Genomic DNA, 16,669 nt, shown 5'->3' with positions numbered 1-16,669 from the left:
TAGCACAGGAGGCAAGGGCACGGTATCAATCATCATGATCTTTAGGGGTGTATTCTGGGACACGATTCTCTACGACCATCGAATTTTCCAACACTAGGTTTCCATCTTCGACCAAACTAGATAATACTGCGCGAGAGCAGATGAGAAGGCTTTTGCTAAAAACGAGCTTGGCATCCGGTGAAGTTTCCCGGTCCAAATCAATGAATACAGGGCCACTATCAACGAACTTGCAATTCTCGGCCTCGATGTTACTGCGCGTCCACAGCACACTGGCGACAGAGTTCCCCCCCCTCAGGCGGGGGTAAGCAGAGAGCACATTTTGGAATACAGCGAGCTGATGTTGACCCCACAGGCGAATATTACGTTTGTTGTCGATGGCCACACAGTCAATGAATACTGGGCCATCTGATTTATCGTCCCAACCTCCATCCGTATGGTGCATTGAGATACAGCGAATGTAACGCATCCCGGCGACCTTGGCCTCCACGCTGAAACCATCGCCATTCCAATAGCGTTCCTGGATGGGTTGTGACCAGGTGTGTGAAGCACCTTCATTGTAGCAATTGAGGGCGACACAGTCGATAAAAGTGATGCCCCGCTCCTGCGGCTGTCCTTCGATCTCGCTCTTATTTCCAATCTGAAAGCAAATCTGGAAGGGTTCCGTCGCCCACACTTTCCCGCCCGCATCAGCGTAGCACCCTTGAATTTTCCAGGCGTAATTGCCTTCTTCCAGACGAATAGCCCGCTTGGTAAAATATACGAAACGACAGTCAACCACCCACACATCATGCGTGGCACCCAAAGGGTCTTCGGGGGTACCCCCCGCATCACTACGTATGCCTTCTCGCATATCATGAAATTCCAGACCCGTAAAACGAAGATGGTTACTACGCCCCCTGAGCAAGACACCGTTCTGGTATTTCCCTACCCATAAATCTGCGATGGCAAGGTTCGAGGCCCTCTCTTCAATGATTAAGAAGTTTCCACCTCCATCGCCAGGCTTGTCTTTATCGAAGTCTCCTGAGAACCGTGGCAGGCCGTTTCCGGTATCAACGCCCTGAAGTGTCCTTACCTCCGCTCCATTGATGGCTTGGATATGCAATTCCACTCGCCCGTAGTCGCCACTGCCGACCATCAGACTGTCACCGCCAGAAACCGTGTCCCAAGCCTCCTGCAAGGCGGTTCCTTTTCCGGGAAGGGCATTCTGCCAATTTGTGCCATCCCGAGCCCCCTCACCTTCAGGAAGCACATAGATGGCTTTGGCTTGAGCGGTTAGGCATCCCCAGGGTGCTGCGAGAATAAATGCCGAAAGGGCCACGATTGTTTTGATCATAAACATATAAACTTCAGATATAATTTGTTAATCGACATCAACCAGTTGACTGTTCCAGCGCGTCATCTCGGCATTGGTTGGGAAAAAGAGGCACAGGAGATTACCCTTTTTGCGAATCGGCCATGTGCGTCGGTAGACCAGCTTGTAATTGTTATTTTCACCGATCGCAGCCATGACCTGAAACCGCAGGGATTGTCCATTGGGAGCCTGAAGCAGGGCAAAGTGGTCGGGCTCAATCGTGGTCAGCCTCTTGCTGCCGAAAGCGACTTGCAACGTGCGTCCGCCTAGATTGTAGGCAAGGACACTTCCCTCAGGGAAATTGCCCGAACCGATTGGCAAAGCCTTGAGCATGGACTTCGGGCCACGAATTTTTTCCAGTCCGACAAGGATGTAGCTACCGCTTCCTCCCTCGGGCAAACGACAGCGCAGGGATGGCAGGTAAGTATCGGCCAGTTGCGGATCTTTCGCAGGTTGCCGGATGTATAAGACAAATTCAGAGTTTCCCTGGTAACGTATAGGAGCACTCAGTTCATTCGCGTTGATTTGTACAGGCTCATAGCGTCCCGAACTGAAGTAATAATATTCGGTTGAACGCTTTCGGTATTCTGGAGGCATCTCGTCTCCATTTTGAAGCATGACAGATGGGATGTCGAAGTGCAGCAGGATACGCAGAGTCACTCTGACTTCATCGGGTAATTGCGCATGTAGACTTGTTGGAAACAATACCCCCACAAACGTCAGAAGTATCCAGCATCGGAAGGAAACTATCGTCCAACCCTCATAGTAGGCACGGGGTTTAAACATACTGATTATATCTCATTTTCGTTGAGCCATCGAAAGGCAACGATCTCAAACCGGCGGTCATTGGAGTTTGGAGAATGTTCCTCCGGCAAACGTTGAACCACCAATTCACACCAGGCCTTCGCTATCGTTTCGCTTGTCAGCGGATCAACAGATTCGCCATAGGCACGTATTTTGAAGGTATCTGAGCGCACGGACAAGGCACCCCCAAGGCGCGAAAGCAAGCCCGCCGCAGTAACATAGCCGGGCTGACCGTAGGAGAGCGATCCCATGCCGGTGTAGCGGTTGAACTGCTCAAAGTTATCGAGGTCATTGTAATCAATGACATTGTTAACGCTTTCGTAGCTATCATTGACGATAGAGTCTTCCAATGCAGCCTGCAGTGCACCAACGGCCCGCTCACGATTGTCACCGGCGAGCATGAGATTGGCATTCTCGCGACTGGAGAGAAAATCCGGATCGTCAATGACACGGTTTACAAAATGGGCCATAGAGATAAAGGGGCCACGCTTCTTGACCTGCCTGACGATTGCCTCAGCCAAATTGTCAATCTCAGCATTGCTCAGGGTGCGATATCCCGCGTAGGTCTGGGCAGATTCCCGGTCTGCGCTATCCGCATTCGATTCCAAAGGCGAAAGCAGACTGGGATAAGGAGCCCTGTCTCCATAAGCCGTCCCATTCACCGAAGCACCAACCGTTCCGCCAAGAAGAGCACGCCAGGCATCGACTGAGGTCGAGTTCACGTTAAAGGCACCGGTGACCATGAGCACTTCCGAGGCTTTGTCGTAAGATGTAATGTCGCTTTCACTGGCTCCCCGCATCGGGATCAAACGCGGGTTGAGCATGGTTCCGCTGGCACTGTCATATTCCGCAAAAAAATAGTGGTCCCACAGGTAATCGTTGAGCAGGTAGGACCAGTCATAGAGTACGGATTCAGGGTCTACAGATTGATTGGATGAGGTCAGATACGTATTCCGACTCCGTTCCTCCAAAGGAACACCCAAGGGAGCCAAGGAATTTCCGATGGCGAAGGCCGGATAACTGCTGTTGACATTCCAATCCGAATTATCCGCCGCCGCAGCGTCGAAATAATGGCCGACACTGTCGGTTCTGGGCATCGGCGGGGAAAGAGAGGCATGCATGAGTGAGCCGATCGATTGAAAGTATTCGGGGCCGCTGGGTAGTTCAAAGAGCGTGTTTTGACTGATGAGTGACTGATTCGTATCGTCGGAAAATCCGACGACGGGCCGGATATGCATCAGCGAAGTATAAAACGCCCCCCAATCGTAGCCCGAAGAGCCGGGCTCTGTGTATTGCCAGGAAGCCATGTTGTCCGAACGGTTGCCGGACCAATTCAAATACAGGCTATTGTACACCGTATCATTGACTTGGCGATTCTCGATGGGGGTACGTCCGTTGCGCACGGCACGTGGGTTATAGGATGCCAGAGTAGATACGACAGGCTGGCCGTTTCCAGAATAGGTCACCGCATGGAGGTTTTCAATCCACCTGAAATGCTGCGTAAAGCCGATGATGGGAAAATAGCTATCCCCTCCCAGAGCGGAGAGTGCCAATTGATCCCAAGGGGTCTCTGCGGCATCAGCATAAGCGGGAATAGCGCCTGGCCAGACCTTCAAGGCAGGGAAGGTGGATGGGGAAACACCTGGATTTGTAAGGAGGCTGTGGCTAAAACCGCTCATACTCTGCAGGGGTCCGTCTCGGACTAGATCGCTCAGGCCCCCACTTCCGACACCTAGCCCAAGCTCGACGTTCATAATACCAACCAGCCACGTGCTCGTCCCACCGGCAAGTTGGCGAGCGAGACGCATTTCAACATCCTGTGCGGTATCCAGAACCAAGCCCGCTGCATTGGGCGTAAAGTGTTGGGGCAAATCCGAATAGAAGTAGCCTCCCGAGACAAAGCCAGCGCCTGTTGCATCGACGAGCGCATTACCGGTGCCGCTGGCCCAGTTTTGTTGCTCGACGTCAGCCGGCACGAAGAGCCTCGCCTCGCCGGGAGGCAAAGCCGCGGTGATATTAAAACGGAACGCGCCGTTGTCATTATCCGCCTGATTGGCTCCTTCAAAGACGGTTCCCGGAGCCCAGGTATGCGAGTCGCCATTGGTGTCTGTCCACGTGATTTCCGGAGTCCAGTTGTATTTAAGCAGGTTACTGTTGGTGGTCACAAAAAGGCTGTAATCGGTCAGAGGCAACGTGACATTATATGGATTCCATAGCATCACGGCAGGAAAAACCATGTAGCGAACGATGTATTGGGGCGCGGTGGCCGTTGACCCCGGAGCTTCCAATAACATCACATGCATATGCATCTGAACCATACTGATGACCGGCCCCACTCCCATCTGAGTGTTGGTTTGCGGCTGGACGGTAATGCTGGAAGAACGCATCCGATAAAAACTACGCAGTTGTTCCCAAGGCGGCCCTCCCGGATCGCGCCGTTCGCTTAAGCTGTTACCGGCAGCACGTGTCACATCGGCATCCTGTGGATCAAAATGCGCAGCCTGATCTCGATGGCCGAAAATCAAGTCACCGTGTTCACTCTTCAACGTTGAGAAGTCAGTATCGTTGCTGAAAGCGGCACTGAGATTGCGCTTAAGCCCGCCATCACGCACGTCAGCCAGCACTCCCAGGGAGAGGGCCGTAAGGTCGTGGGAATGGTTCTTCAGCAAATCTTCAGATTGAGCTCCGTCCGAACCCGCCATGTTAAAAATCAATTCCAGTTGCTCCAGACTTCCAACTCTTCCCAGCACCTTCGTATACGCATCATCCGACTGGATATCACCGAGGCCGGACAACAAGGAAAGGTCATAACGGGGGTTCGGCTCCACAATCAACTCTGGAGCCATGCGCGTGGCCACCAGCCTGGCAATATCCTCATCCCTGGCCAGAGAACTCCGAACCCATGGATTATCCATGGCAATGCTGGCCTTGACTCCTTCGTCAGCGACCCACCAAGCATACCTGCCAGTAGTCGTGCTGTCCACGACGACAGGCTGTGACGGTAGATAGATATTTCGGGGGTCCGCAGTGTTATCGGCATCAACGAGCAGCAATGGCACATCCGTCGGGTTACGGGCATTTCCTGTCGGGTCAGCCTCTGGCGTGCTGACCAGCCATGCCATTGCCCCTCCTGGATTGTCAGAGATACCTGTTTTGATGGGAGCAGGGTTGCTGTGCGCGTCGCCGCCTGTTGAGGCCGAATCCGTCGTCCATACCCCCGTCCAAAACGGTTCAGTCACGCCTGTGATTGCCACAGCGTCGGGCGAATCATCCAGTATTTCGGCCCGTGCGGTCACGCGCTGGTCTGGACCGGCACTGTTTTGAAGCTCCCCCAAAGCCATCAAAGCTGCAAACAATGCGTTCTGATGGGCCTGATGCCTATGTTGCTCAATCGACACATTATGGGTTTCAATCTGGACCAAGTAAGACAAGCTCAGGATCAGCATCAGGATAAAGCCCATCAGCAAGAGCGAAAGGACCAGTGCAAACCCCCGCGATAGTGCAGGCCTTAGCGTGACTTCCGACAGACGGGCTGATGCAGTTGGAGTTCGGGCAGTGCTCATAGAGGAGAACTGAAATAACAGGGAGAGGCATACCAACAAGGTAAGCTTAACCCACGATCAAGAGGAAAGCCAGCCAACTGTTGAGAAGGCGGACTTCTCAACGGTCGATCAAAAATCCACCGTTCAAAATCGAATTCAGGGGCGGTAAGCGCAGGAGCCGCCCACGCGCCATTGAAAAGAGAGGGTAATGTGTTAAGTCGTGGGGATACAGGGGTCAGAGCACAGGCAGCGCAGATCCCTTCAAATACCGCCGACGCACAAACAAGATACTCAAAGCAATGACTCCCATCAGCAGCCCGGCATCACCGGCCTCAGGAATACTATTATAGACCACGGTAAAGTTGTCCAAGGCAACATCCCCGTTTAGCGCGTCTTTATATAGCACAAACGTGTCAAAGTCGAAATTCGTCGGAGAGGTGTTTTCATTGGAGAGCAAAACACCGTTCATGGAGAAACTGACTTCCAAAATCGAAGATTCCATCCGGGACAGGCTGATCGTGACCGGGTAAGACACATTGGCCGTCAAACCGATCCCGGCCCCCCTCGACCCGAATTCAGTCCAATCGCCACCCAGGGGGCTGGTGTTACTTGTCCCCGTGTTACGCTGGCTGATGCGAGTCCCCGAGCTATCACTCGAACCGGCATTGGTGACCACACGATCTCCCAGATAGTCCTCAAATATCGCGTTCGTAATCCCGAAACCGTCGGCACTGACTTTACCCCCTCCATTGGAGTCCAGCACGCCCAAGCGGAGACCGAGGCTTTTGTCCCCGACGGAGGCGAGGCTCATGTCAAAACTGATGGTCAAAGATTCACCGACAGCCAACGTGGTGTCTGGAAAATAAAGCAGGAACTGCGCTTGGGGGTCGGTGCAGACCATCTGGCCGCCGGAAACCATCAAGCCAGCGCTGGCAGAAGAATTGTACCAGCCGTCGCGATTGCCATCGGAGAAATCGTCGCTGTAGATGGTTGTGGGAGCAGCCTGAAGCTGGCCAGCAGCCATGCAAAAGGCACCGGCAGCAAGGAATTGACCAAGGTTGAAGAGTGTCTTGGGGTGAATGGGGAACAGGAATGAGTTTTTCATGATAGCTCCAGCAAGCACCCTTTTGACGTTTTCGTCAACAAAAATAACACAATTAAATCATCATTTTTAACACTATTATTCGAGCTACAGCAGGCCGTTTGGTCTAGCCAACCTCCAACACCTCCCTTCCCAAGTCCGCAGACCGGCAGCTTGCAAACTTCTAAGGCATTGATTGGTAGAAAGATTAACACTCTGCTTACGGCCCAGAATATGGTTGAAAAAATTAACGTTATATGAATAATCAACTCATCATGGCAAATCAGAAACTTATCGCCGAAGCCCTTAACCTGTCGGTCATGACGGTATCCCGCGCCCTGCGCAACCATCCCGACCTAACAGAAGCCACCAAACAGCGGGTAAGACAGAAGGCCGAAGAGCTTGGATACCGAAAGCATCTTGAGAAGGCCTCATTGGCACAAGGCAAGCAAGCGCAACGCGCCACTATACAGCGAATCGGCATACTTCTGTTTAAACAAGACAACAACAACGAGGACCCGCTCAACTTCGAAACCACCCGAAAGATATTCGCATCAATCCAGGAAGAATGCCAAAGCCTTGGCATAGAAACTCCAGTGGAAACCCTGCCTCAAGATAGCCCCAAGCGGTCCACCTTGATCAAGAACCGCTCCATAGAAGGACTCCTTCTGATGGGACGGTACCCCAGCGGCATCACAGATGCGCTAGGAGGAATACCTGCGTTAGCAGTCAGCAATTTTATTGAATGCGTTGGAATTCCCCATGTTGTCGCAGACAACTTCCACGGGATGCGCAAAACCACCGAGCACCTGATCTCGCTCGGCCATCGCAAGATACTGTTCATCGGTAGCGACCAACCCAACACACAATTATTCCAAGAGCGCGCCTACGGCTATCAGGCAGCAATGCAAGCGCATGATCTGAAGCCAAATATCATCTTCCTGAACAGTTGCCGCAACAACCTTCCCCTCCAAGAGATATCACGGTATACCGCCATCGCTTGCAGCAACGACAACCTCGCCTACCAAGTGCAAGCCGGACTCATGGACGCCGGACTCAAGCTTCCCGAAGACTGCAGCATGGCATCATTTGACAACATCCATGTCGATGAGCACGCCATGCCAATAACCTCATATGAGCCCGACTGGGAATTGCTGGGCAGCACCGCAGTCAACTTGCTTACGTCACCGCCCCCGAACTTTCTGAATAACGATATCGCAGTGACCATCCCAGGGAAACTTATCCTTCGCGATTCCGCGCGTCCGCCGGCGTCCGCTCAAAAGTCCTAAGGGGGCGCCCCCAAAAAGCCTGACCGAACAGGCAAAATGGATTCAGGAGATGAAATTTCGGCTTCTGAATTGAGGCGAAACGAGCTTCGCCGACGTGAAGAAACGGAACTTCGGCCCCAAAGACACTCGCAGGCGAAAGCCATCTGAGCCTTAAGCCCTCTTGGGTTCCGGGAAGTCCGAAAAGAGAAGCGGAGCGCACCCGCCTCGCCTACCAAAGGCAAACCGACTCGGGCAAGCCATAGCCAGGGCTCATATAGCTGTGCCCTCTATGGGCCAATGAAAAGTGCCCAATTATCGGCAAGCAGCTTTTTTTGATTGAACAAGAATCGCGCCGTTGTTAATCAAAAATAACACTATTAACATATATAACCTCTTCCGTTCTTGAGGCAGTGTTTTGTTTTTAACATATAAACGCAATTCCACCTACTTTTACCTTCCCACTTCATGATGCACAACAAGATTATTATCAGCATGATAAGAAAAACAATAAAAACGTCAACCTTGGCATCAATCGCCTATTTTATAACGCTAATAAACCTCATGGCCGCTGACATTTGGGTGAGCCCTGCCTCCGATAAGGATTCTTTCTCGACAATTCAGGCCGCTTTGGACGCTGCCGCTCCCGGCGATGTAATACGCATTGCTCCCGGAATCTACAGGGAACGGGTGCGCTTTACCCAAAGCGGCACGGCAGAACGGCCAATCGTGCTTCAGGGAGAAGGACCGGGGGTTATCATCGACGGAAGCGAGCCTGTCGATCTGGAATGGATGCCAGCGCCCGAGATAGGTCCAGGGGTATACCGCGCCCCACTGGACTTTTTCCCGTTCACCATCACCGCCAACCGACAGATTCTAACCACACTGGACGAAAGCCGCACCAGTTCGCCGGACACCTCCCCTTCTAAACACGACAGGTTATCCATTCGGTGGGAGAAGGCCTTTGTGCAAGGGATAGGCCCTTCGGGGTGGGACGGGGTGAAGGCACTGGCAATGTATAGACGGGAGGGGAAAGAACTGCTTGTCCGGTTTAAAGACAAATTGGATCCCCGACTGATGAGCATGACCGTTGCCCCCGACAAACCGATCGTGGATACCAACCATCAGGACTATTGCGTGGTACGCAACCTGACCCTTCGCAACGGAACCACCGGAATACTCCTCCGGGGCACCGGGGGGGGCCTAGTCGAGCACTGTAACATTGACCCGGCCGACTTCGGCATCGTCTTGGACGAGGGCGCCAAAGACTGCGTCGTGCGCTACAACAGCATAACGATGAATCCCTATTCGGGAGCCGACCCGCAATCCAAAGGTTCCTGGGACAACTGGCAGGCCATGAAAATCGGCGGCTTCTATGATCGGGTCGGTATTGATATAAAAAACACCCTCGGGGGGCATGACATCCATGACAACTACATTCACGAACACTGGGATGGTATCGGCGACCATGGCAACCCGCCTTGGAATGCGAATGATCCCGACGCCAACCCCAATTTGAACATCCACCACAACCTCATTCGCAACTTGAATGATGACGGCATGGAAACGATGGGGCCCAGCGTCAACGGGCAATGGCACCATAACATCGTCATGCGGACCATCTGCGGTTGTCGCATAAAAGCCCCGCAGAAGGGGCCGCTTTACATCTACCGTAACATTTTCATCGACAACATCGAAGACCTGAGAAACTGGGGCGAGGGCCAACAATCTTATCCTGAAGCAACCGTCTGGGTCTACCATAACACCAGCACCTCTAACGCGGCGGTAAACATGAACTACCATGACCTTCAGGCACCGCTGACAACTCCACATTACCACTACCTGAATAATCTCTTCTGGTGCCGCCAGTGGATACACGCATCCGAGCCCCTTCCTCTGCCCGATTGGCAAACCGGCAGTAACGTCTTCATCCTCGCTGGTCCGGACGCTCTCCGCCCATGGGACGCGCCCCTCGATGAAGAGGAGTCGAACAAGATCGTGAGGCAATGGCAGCGAGGTATCGAGTTGGCCATGGAAGCCGGACGCGAAACCAACAGCACTTGGGTCGCCGAGGGGCCGTCCGGATTTACCGATCCGCTCGAAGGCGACTACTCGCTCCGTGCCGACAGCCCAGCCCGTAACCGGACAACGACACCGGAGCTTGACGCGGGCAAATCCTTACCCGGCATGGAGACAGGAGCGGTACCGGATCACACCGGAGACGCAGGAGCTCTGCCCTACGGTACTCCCATGCCTCAACTGCCTCGCTTCAAGCTGCCAACACCCATGAGACCGGACGGCGGTGAAACACTGATTGTCCTGGTCGGCGACTCCACCGTTACCGGCAAGACCGCCGGCCAGGATCAGGCGGGCTGGGGCTGGGCCCTTCAGCACTGGACCACGCCCGGCATCCGAGTGGAAAATACCGCCATGGGCGGACGCAGTTCGCGCAGCTTCCGAACGGAAGGCCGTTGGGATGCCGCCATGGCGCTGGCTCCGGACTGGGTCTTGATCCAGTTCGGCCATAATGATCAACCCGGCAAAGGCCCCGAGCGCGAGAGCGATGCAGAAACTGATTTCCGCGACCACCTGCGGCGTTACGTGCGCGAGGCGCGGGAACAGGGTGCCAAGCCCATTCTCGTCACCCCGGTTTGTCGCCGGACTTATAGCAGCAAAGGCGAACTCAGGGACTCCCTGGAACCCTACGCCGAATCCGTCCGCATCGTCGCGGAAGAAATGCAGGTGCCCTGCCTGGACTTGCATCAGTTCAGCCGCGAACAGTTCTCTCAAATGGCTCCGGCAGAGAGTCGTGCCTTTGGCCCGACCAACAACCCTGAGGACAAGACGCATTTCTCTACGGCAGGCAGCACCGTTATCGCACAGTGGGTTCTTGTCCTCATGCGGCAGGACATTCCTGAACTGGCGGAGTATTTCGAGTCGTCCGCCCATATACCTGCCGGTCCCAAACAATTGGAAACCGCAAACAAATAAGCCCTCTGCCCAAACTAAACGTGACTTTACCCACTGCAAAACCTGTCCGTATCGCATTGATCGGTGTTTCCGGCTATGGAAACTGCCACTATGAGTCTATTTGCGCTCTAGTCGATCAAGGAGTGGTCCAACTCTGTGCCGCTACGGTGATCAACCCCGACGAAGAAGTCGACAAATGCGCGGCGCTACGCGCCAATGGCTGTCGTCTGTATACCGACTACAGGACAATGCTCACCCAAGAAGCCGGACAGATCGACCTATGCTGCATTCCTACCGGCATCGGCTGGCATAGGACAATGACTGTCGCCGCCCTGAAGGCTGGCATGAACGTTCTGGTTGAAAAGCCGGCCGCAGCCACTGTTGAAGAAGTCGAGGCTATGCTCGACGCCCGGCAAATGACCGGGAAGCAGGTATTTGTCGGCTTTCAGGACATGTATGACGACGCCCTCTGGAAGGTTAAGGAACGTTTTGTTACCGGGAAGTTCGGCAGGCTGAAACACCTGCGAGTGGGAGCACTTTGGCCGCGTTCCACTGCGTATTACGAAAGAACAAACTGGGCGGGAAAACTATACATGGGTCATACACCGATTCTGGACTCCCCGGCCAACAATGCCATGGCGCACTTTATAATGATAGCTCTCTTTCTCGCCGGAGACAGCCGCGAATCTGTCTCTACCACATCCCGGTTGGAGGGTGAATTATTCCGTGCCCAGCGTATCGAAAGCTTCGATACAATCTCTGTCCGTGCCACTCTTCAGAATGACACAGAGCTTTTCGTCAATCTGAGCCATTCGACAGAGGATCTCATGCCCGCCGAAATCGTGGTCGAGACCACGGCCGGGGACTATACCTGGCTCACCGACGAAGGCCATACCTTGACGCATGATCAGGGAAAGGTCGAGAAATTCCCCTATAGACGTGGCGACACAAGCCGCATCACAATGCTCAGGCACATTTGTGAGCACCTGCAAGGATACCCGAGCAACGTCTGCACGCTGGCAATGGCACGAGGTCATACCGCTTTCATTGAGCAACTCCACCGCAAGCTATGTATCCAGGATGTCCCCACCGGCTCCACCAATACGATACAGACTTGCGATGAAGACTTTATCCAAATCCCAGGCCTGTCAGAAGCACTGCGTAAGGCTCACCAGCAAGGCCGCTTGCTCCGAGATGTCGGCCACCCCTGGATAAATCACGCGCCTCGGCACTCCGCCGATCACATAATCACCCAATCTTCGAAAGACACGCTCATACGATGAAAAAGAAACGAGCCATTTGTCACGCCTTTCGCGCTCGCTGATACGCTCGTTCACTCTTCGGAAACGGACTTCGATAAAATGGAACTGAAGTCGAATGACGCAGCAGTCTACCTCTTCGAGCCTGATGTGCTCGTGCGCCGGACTCTATCAAAATCTCTCCGTTAGCCAGTTAAGCTCTGAAAACCAAGCGCGGGAAACGAACGCCTGCCGAGTATCGCATATACATGGAAACAACCGTGGCCTTATTTAGAAAGAATCATTCCAAGCCGTCGAAAATCCCCGCAGCAGACCGTATCCCACTTGGGCAGAAGATCGCTTTTGCCCTCGGGGGAAAAATGGACTACTTCGCAACTGGCGTTACCATAAGCATGCTGTGGATGCCGTATTTCAATATCGGCTTAAAAATAAGCCCAGGACTCCTGGGCTTGTGCTTGATGCTTCTGCGGGGCTGGGATGCGATAACCGACCCGCTGATGGGAAATATTTCCGACAATGCCCGGACCCGCTGGGGGCGTCGTCGCCCTTTCATGTTTGTGGGAGCCATACTTACCGCCGCCATTTACCCTTTTCTCTGGAGGCCCCCGGCAGGCTGGAGTGAGTTGGGCATGTTCTTCTACCTTCTTTTTGTGGGATGCCTTTCTTTACCAGCTTTACCTGTTGGTCGATGCCCTACTACGGGCTGCAGTTGGAACTGACGCCCAACTATGATGAACGCACCCGGCTCACCGCCTGGATGTCTTTATTCTACAAACTGGTTACACTTGCCGGGGGGTGGGTTATGGCCATTGTCTCGGGCCCTTGGTTCGCCAATCCCGAGACCGGAGAGGCCGACGTGGTTAAGGGGGTACGTGTCTGTAGTTGGTTCCTTGCCGCACTCATGCTGATACTTGGCATGATGCCGGCGCTCTTTGTCAAAGAGCGCTACTATGAAAAAGAAGCGAGCAGCCAAGCCAAGGATCCCTTTTGGCAAAGTATTAAAGAAACATTCCACTGCAAACCCTTGTGGTTTCTTATCGGCTCCTCTTTTTTCCTTTCACTGGGAAATTCATCCGTCGCCAGTTTGGGGCAATATGTAAACATCTACCTGATTAATGACGGAGATATTGCAAGGGCTTCATTCATCGACGGGTGGCGCTATACCACCATTGTTGTTGTGGGTATTTCCGCAATTCCGCTTTTGACTTGGTTAAGCGAGAAATTCGACAAGAAGACCCTCGTGATGGCGGTTCTTCTCGTTACGATGTCCGGTCAGTTGGCCTATTATTTTTGCCTGAATCCCAAACTCCCCTACTTGCAATTGATCCCCGCGGCAATGCAAGCAGCTGGATTCTCCGCCTTCTGGATATTCATGCCCTCAATGAAAGCGGACGTGGCCGACTACGACGAGATGCAGACAAAACGTCGACGTGAAGGCGCGCTCAACGCTTTTTATTCGTGGTTCATTAAGGCCGCACATACCTGCGCGATGGGGCTCGGGGGACTTATGTTGGAAATCTCCGGATTTGATGTGTTACTGAAACATCAACCGACAGAAGTCCTGCACAGCATGAAGTGGATGTTTCTCCTCATCCCGGTCGTCATCTGGGCTTTCTCCCTGCTGCTCATTTACCTGTATCCCTTAATCCGTCCAGATTTGGCGAAGATCAGAATGCAGCTCGAAGAGCGACGGGGCAAATTGTGATAAATCCAATTTTCTAAAAAAGATTGAAGTACTATGCCTAAACCTCTGACTATCGCTTGCATCGGCTGCGGTGGACGTGGCTTAATTTACCTCGAATTGGCATCAAAACAGCCCAAACGATATCAGGTCGTGGCTGCGGCCGATCCCTGTGAGTCTCGGCTGGATCGCGCGGAACGGTATTCTGCCAATCCTGATTTCCGACGTTTTCGTGACGACACCGAGATATTAGCTGAACCGCAGCTAGCCGACGTCATGATCATCGGCACACAGGATGCTCAACACAAGGAGCATGCCATTGCAGCGATGAAGCGCGGGTATGACTTGCTGCTGGAGAAACCGATTGCATCCAATCCCGATGACATCGCAGAGGTGCATCTGCTTGCCCGGCGACTCGGGCGTCGAGTCATGGTTTGCCACGTACTTCGCTATACTGCTTTCTATCGTAAAGTAAAGTCGCTGATCGATTCCGGTGAACTCGGTGATATCGTCAGCCTGAATGCAACCGAAGGTGTGGAGGCATGGCATTACGCGCATTCCTTTGTCAGGGGGCACTGGTCGGTGGCGGCTAAATCATCGCCGATGATCCTGGCAAAGTCGTGCCATGATTTGGACATCCTTCGCTGGATTGTGGGAACAAAGTGTCAATCGCTCTCGAGCTTTGGTGGCCTAATGCATTTTAACCAACGCAACAAACCAAATGGGGCTCCTGCCAGATGTTTGTCGGGATGTCCGCTTGGCGATCAATGTATTTACAATGCAGATCGCTACCTGACTGATAAAAAAAGGTGGTTGTTTATTTCACCATTGCCTGAGGACAGCAATGAGAGCGATTTCAGAGAATGGCTGCACAATTCTCCCTGGGGGCTTTGTGTCTATCAGTCAGGCAATGACGTTGTCGATCACCAGACGGTAAATATGCTCTTTAAAGGCGGCGCCACGGCAACCTTTACGATGACCGCGTTTGAGGAGAATCGCCATATCGAGATTTTTGGCACGAAGGCACGTCTCATTGCAGGCGATCGCATCAAAAAAGGTTACGGATGTGATATTCTCGTCAAGCCTCATGCTGACAACAAGGAAGCCGTAACGCATTGCATTGGGCAAAGCGATGGTGGTTGCGCCACGCACATGGGTGGTGATGCCAGCTTGGTTGATGCCCTTTACGATGAGATGCGCGGTAAGGATACCTCGGCCATGACCTCTTCCCTCGAAGTCTCTGTCGAAAGCCACCGCATGGCTTTTGCGGCAGAGGAATCCCGTTTGAGCGGGCAAACGTTTCACTTCGAATAGCTTGTGGTCGTCTATTTGTCCTCTTTCACGTTTAAGAGCAGCGAGAGGAACAGTCTGATTGGCAGAATCGTGGAAGAGCATAGAAAATTTGGCTTTGGAGACACAGTTTTGGTCGGCCCCCACTTTTCGTACCAGAGCGATGAGACGCTGGCTGGGTAGGATTATGTTGGTTGGGTTATGGTTTGCGGGAGTGCTTGGTGCAGTGAGCCCGTAGGGCGAACGGAGCCAAGCACTGCCTTGGTTTGATGCCAGAGTTTGGCAAAGGCGTCGGGGGATATAAAGCCCAAACGGCTGTGCGGATGCTGGCTGTTGTATTTGCGTCGCCAGTTTTCGATGACGACGCGCGCTTCGGTCAGGGAGAGGAACCACTCCTGCTTGAGGCACTCGTCCTGCAGGCGGTTGTGGAAGCTCTCCACGTGAGGGTTTTGCCAGGGCGAGCCCGGCTCGATGTAGAGGGTTTTGATGCGTTTGGATTCCAGGTAGTCCTTGGTCGCCGTAGCGATAAACTCCGGCCCGTTGTCGGAACGGATGTGCTCGGGAGCACCGTGCTTGGCGATGGCTTTGTCCAAGGCCGCGACGATGTCGGCTGACTTCAGCCCGCGAGCCACCGTCAGGCTGATGCACTGGCGGGTAAACTCGTCGATCAGACTGAGCACCCGCAGAGGCGCTCCATTGTCGGTGCGATCCGCCACGAAGTCCCAACTCCACACGTGCCGCGGATGCGTCGCCGCGGTCGGGATCTTGCCGGTGGACTTGCCCTGACGCCGTTGCCGGGGGCGCGGCGGCTTCACGCCCAGCCCTTCAGCCCGGCGTACCTTTTGTACCAGCTTGCGGCTGACCTGCCAGCCTTCGTTGGCCAGCAGCGCTCGTACGCGACGATAACCGTAGCGCGGGTTGGTCCGGCTCACCGCGATGATCGCACGCACGAGGCGAACCATCTTGTCGGTGGCGGTTTTAGCCCGGTAGCAGAAGCTCGACCAGTGCAGACGAAGATACCGACAGGCGGCCCGTAACGAGCACGTTCCCGACTCGGCCACCTCGCGCACCGCTTCGCGCTTGTGCCCCGGGCTTACCATTTTTTTGCGTTTACCTGCTCCAGTACTTTGATGTTCAAAAGCTGGTCGGCCACCAGTTTCTTCAGCTCGGCGTTCTCGCGCTCAAGCTCCTTCAGACGCTTCACATCGCGCAGCTCCATCTGTCCGTACTTGCTCTTCCAACGATGGAAGCTCGCTTTGCTCACATTGTGCTCGCGGCAAACATCGTCCACGCTGCGGCCTTCGTCTGCCTCGCGCAGGAGCGCCACGATTTGCTCTTCGGTGTATCTCTTTCGTTTCATACTTCTGGTCGGGTTCTACCCGCCAGGGTCTCAAACGCAATGGTACGATTCTAGGAGGTCACGCCA

At 53.8% G+C, this 16,669-nt stretch carries 10 protein-coding genes and 2 pseudogenes; 6 read left to right on the top strand and 6 right to left on the bottom strand.

Annotation, left to right across the window (positions count from 1 at the left end):
* Positions 1–25: 25 nt before the first annotated feature.
* The 4 genes from H5P28_RS06170 to H5P28_RS06155 form a co-directional block, all read right to left on the bottom strand.
* The gene (locus H5P28_RS06170) at positions 26–1,333 is read right to left on the bottom strand and encodes a hypothetical protein (RefSeq protein ID WP_185674842.1); all 1,308 of its coding nucleotides are present in this window, start codon (positions 1,331–1,333) and stop codon (positions 26–28) included.
* 27 nt (positions 1,334–1,360) lie between these two features.
* Positions 1,361–2,011 carry a hypothetical protein gene (locus H5P28_RS06165; protein ID WP_185674841.1) on the bottom strand — a complete coding sequence of 217 codons (651 nt, stop codon included), beginning with the start codon at positions 2,009–2,011 and terminating at the stop codon, positions 1,361–1,363.
* 131 nt (positions 2,012–2,142) lie between these two features.
* Positions 2,143–5,718 (bottom strand): hypothetical protein, encoded by a 3,576-nt coding sequence (locus H5P28_RS06160; RefSeq protein ID WP_185674840.1) that lies wholly within the window; start codon positions 5,716–5,718, stop codon positions 2,143–2,145.
* Positions 5,719–5,932: 214 nt separating this feature from the next.
* Complete coding sequence (locus H5P28_RS06155; RefSeq protein ID WP_185674839.1) at positions 5,933–6,802, bottom strand: hypothetical protein; 870 nt, start codon at positions 6,800–6,802, stop codon at positions 5,933–5,935.
* A 233-nt stretch (positions 6,803–7,035) separates the two neighbouring features.
* Between H5P28_RS06155 and H5P28_RS06150 the strand changes: the two genes are divergently transcribed.
* The 6 genes and pseudogenes from H5P28_RS06150 to H5P28_RS06130 all read left to right on the top strand — a co-directional run bounded on the left by H5P28_RS06150 (position 7,036) and on the right by H5P28_RS06130 (position 15,267).
* Positions 7,036–8,067, top strand: a complete 1,032-nt coding sequence (locus tag H5P28_RS06150) for a LacI family DNA-binding transcriptional regulator (protein ID WP_185674838.1) — start codon at positions 7,036–7,038, stop codon at positions 8,065–8,067.
* 444 nt (positions 8,068–8,511) lie between these two features.
* A pseudogene (locus H5P28_RS20095) lies at positions 8,512–8,817 on the top strand (chondroitinase-B domain-containing protein); the annotation flags it as partial.
* Between the two features lie 309 nt (positions 8,818–9,126).
* Complete coding sequence (locus H5P28_RS06145; RefSeq protein ID WP_246455888.1) at positions 9,127–11,034, top strand: GDSL-type esterase/lipase family protein; 1,908 nt, start codon at positions 9,127–9,129, stop codon at positions 11,032–11,034.
* A gap of 20 nt (positions 11,035–11,054) precedes the next feature.
* Complete coding sequence (locus tag H5P28_RS06140; RefSeq protein WP_185674836.1) at positions 11,055–12,296, top strand: Gfo/Idh/MocA family oxidoreductase; 1,242 nt, start codon at positions 11,055–11,057, stop codon at positions 12,294–12,296.
* Between the two features lie 224 nt (positions 12,297–12,520).
* Positions 12,521–13,977, top strand: a pseudogene (locus tag H5P28_RS06135) (MFS transporter).
* Positions 13,978–14,010: 33 nt separating this feature from the next.
* Entirely contained in the window at positions 14,011–15,267 is a 1,257-nt protein-coding gene (locus H5P28_RS06130; RefSeq protein ID WP_185674835.1) for a Gfo/Idh/MocA family protein, read from the top strand.
* 161 nt (positions 15,268–15,428) lie between these two features.
* Here the strand turns inward: H5P28_RS06130 and H5P28_RS06125 are convergent, their stop codons facing one another.
* The gene (locus H5P28_RS06125; RefSeq protein WP_185673678.1) at positions 15,429–16,343 is read right to left on the bottom strand and encodes an IS3 family transposase; all 915 of its coding nucleotides are present in this window, start codon (positions 16,341–16,343) and stop codon (positions 15,429–15,431) included.
* Complete coding sequence (locus H5P28_RS06120; RefSeq protein ID WP_185673679.1) at positions 16,337–16,603, bottom strand: transposase; 267 nt, start codon at positions 16,601–16,603, stop codon at positions 16,337–16,339. Before H5P28_RS06120 ends, H5P28_RS06125 begins: the two co-directional genes overlap by 7 nt.
* Positions 16,604–16,669 lie beyond the last annotated feature (66 nt).

The organism is Ruficoccus amylovorans (assembly GCF_014230085.1).
GTDB lineage: Bacteria > Verrucomicrobiota > Verrucomicrobiia > Opitutales > Cerasicoccaceae > Ruficoccus > Ruficoccus amylovorans.
This window is presented reverse-complemented; position numbering and strand designations above follow the sequence as displayed.